3 protein-coding genes are annotated in these 2,250 nt (G+C 45.1%); all 3 read right to left on the bottom strand.

From position 1 onward, the window contains the following. Nucleotides 1–152 precede the first annotated feature (152 nt). The 3 genes from GNE10_RS34015 to GNE10_RS34025 all read right to left on the bottom strand — a co-directional run bounded on the left by GNE10_RS34015 (nucleotide 153) and on the right by GNE10_RS34025 (nucleotide 2,143). Nucleotides 153–482, bottom strand: coding sequence for an MgPME-cyclase complex family protein (locus GNE10_RS34015; protein ID WP_099072543.1), 330 nt, complete (start codon nucleotides 480–482; stop codon nucleotides 153–155). Nucleotides 483–547: 65 nt separating this feature from the next. After that, nucleotides 548–1,264 carry a SnoaL-like polyketide cyclase gene (locus GNE10_RS34020; RefSeq protein WP_185570435.1) on the bottom strand — a complete coding sequence of 239 codons (717 nt, stop codon included), beginning with the start codon at nucleotides 1,262–1,264 and terminating at the stop codon, nucleotides 548–550. A gap of 153 nt (nucleotides 1,265–1,417) precedes the next feature. Beyond that, nucleotides 1,418–2,143: a pyridoxine 5'-phosphate synthase gene (locus GNE10_RS34025; RefSeq protein ID WP_185570436.1), complete on the bottom strand. Its 726-nt coding sequence runs from the start codon at nucleotides 2,141–2,143 to the stop codon at nucleotides 1,418–1,420. Nucleotides 2,144–2,250: the final 107 nt, after the last annotated feature.

Raw genomic sequence — 2,250 nt, forward strand, 5'->3', positions numbered from 1 at the left:
GCATTGGGTATGGGAAAGGGAAAGGGGGAAAGGGAAAGGGGTAAAGGGAAAAGGGGAAAGATTAAATTGATTCCTTTTCCCTTTAACCTGGTTGGTGAGCTTGCCGAACCATAACCTTTTCCCCACTTCGCTCATCTCCCCATTCTCCCCATCTAAGATACAGTAGCCAAAGATGCTAGAGCATCAGGTATTGCCTCAGAAGGAGCTTGGAATTCTCCTGTGATGACGTACTCTAAACGCAATTTTAACCAAGTAATAAATTGCGGATTAGTGGAAATAATTGCTACAGCTGGTTGGGGACACTTTGCTTTTATTTCTGCAAACTGGGGCGCTTCTAAGAAAGCTGGTTGCTTGATTAGCCAAAAATCAATTTGTTTTTCTTGTTCGTGGTAGTGACGGGTACGTTCTTTGAGAACTTCCTCTATTGGTTCTTCTTCGAGAATAAAACGTTGACTAGCCAAAACGTAATGATATGTTTGCATTTTCATCCTTTGCTTGTTATGAAAGTAATTTCAGGGTACAGCGCTACACACTGTACCCCTGAAAATTAACTTTTTTGGAACTTCTTGAACCAAGAACTGAAGGGACAAGGACTTCCTTGATTGTCTGCATTTACCTTGCCACCAGATGTGAGCTTGGTCAAGAACAGACTATTGTCAAAGTAGTGTTCTAAGGAAATAATCTTTAAGTCATCGGTAACTTTGGCAATGCTCATGCCGATAATTTCCACCGTCTCTCCAGTAGGTGCATAGTCTTTGTATTGTCCATTAAAATGTCCCCAATGCCGCCATTTAAATGTTACATTCGGTGGCCCTGAGAAAACTTCCAGCACTTCCCAAGGAAATCCTTTGGGAAATGTTGTGTGGAAGAGTTTTGCCGATGATTCAAAGGTTTCTTCTGAAGCCTTGTAGTGTTCTGAATCAGGCATAAATAAATTGTAAGTACCTTGGGCTGATAAATCCGCCGCTGTGTAGTCTACTCCGCCATTAGTACTGAGGCGAAACTTGTCATTCACAATAGACAACCACTCTTGCGGGTTAGCTTTAAAGGATACTTCCATTTCAAAGGTTCGCACCAAGTTTTGCACGATCGCTTCTAGTGTACCTTCTAAGTGATTGCGCGTACTTTCTTGAGCTAAATTTTCTTTGGATCGAGAATAATCTGGTGGTGTCTGATAGCGCCACTCACTATCAATACTTTCTGCTATCACGCGATCGCGATCCTGTACCCAAAGCGGTAGGTTGTTAGACTCTGTTGCGCTCATAGAATTTTTTAGTTGAAGATTGATTTCTAGATTTCGCAGTTACAACCCCTCTGGGAGAGAGCAGGGGAGGCAGGGGAGGCAGAGGGGCAGAGGAGAATAATTAAAAATCAATGCCTTTCCCCTTTCCCCTTTCCCCTTTCCCCTTCCCATACCCTATCCCCCATGCCCCCGTATTGCTTCTTTCATCTCCCGGACTGCTCGTTCTATGCCTACTAAGGCTGCCCGACTGATGATGGTATGACCGATGTTCAGTTCTTCCATACCTTTAAGGGCTGCCACCGGGTAGACGTTCCAGTAGGTGAGTCCATGTCCAGCGTTGACTCGCAGTCCGGCTTGAATCGCTTGTTCGCATCCTTTGGCTAAGATGGCTAATTCTTGGTGGCGAGTTGTTTCGTCCTTAGCCTCGGCGTATTGTCCGGTGTGCAATTCAATAAATTTAGCCTTTACCTTGACAGATGCTTCGATTTGTGCTGGCTCAGCGTCGATAAATAAACTGACTGGAATGCCAGCGCCTTGCAATTTATCAACGATCTCACCTATTCTAACAATTTGTCCAACGATATCTAGTCCGCCTTCTGTTGTGACTTCTTCGCGTTTTTCGGGGACTAAAGTTACATAATCTGGTTTGATGTCGAGGGCGATCGCTAGCATTTCATCTGTAGCGGCCATCTCTAAATTTAAGTGAGTTCTCACTGTTTGTCTTAAAATTCGCACATCCCGGTCTTGGATATGCCGTCTATCTTCCCGCAGATGCACTGTAATTCCATCTGCACCCCCTAATTCCGCCAGCACCGCCGCTGCTACCGGGTCTGGTTCCACCGTGCGCCGTGCTTGCCGGATGGTGGCAATGTGGTCGATGTTAACACCAAGTGTAGGCACCCGAAAATTCTCCCAAATTACAGTTCTCAGAAGTTGATTTTACCGAAAATAAATGCGATGTCTACAACTGGCTATTTTAGAGGGGGAAAGGGGAAAGGGGAAAGGGG

This window comes from Nostoc sp. 2RC (assembly GCF_014222165.1).
Classification (GTDB): Bacteria; Cyanobacteriota; Cyanobacteriia; order Cyanobacteriales; family Nostocaceae; genus Nostoc; species Nostoc linckia.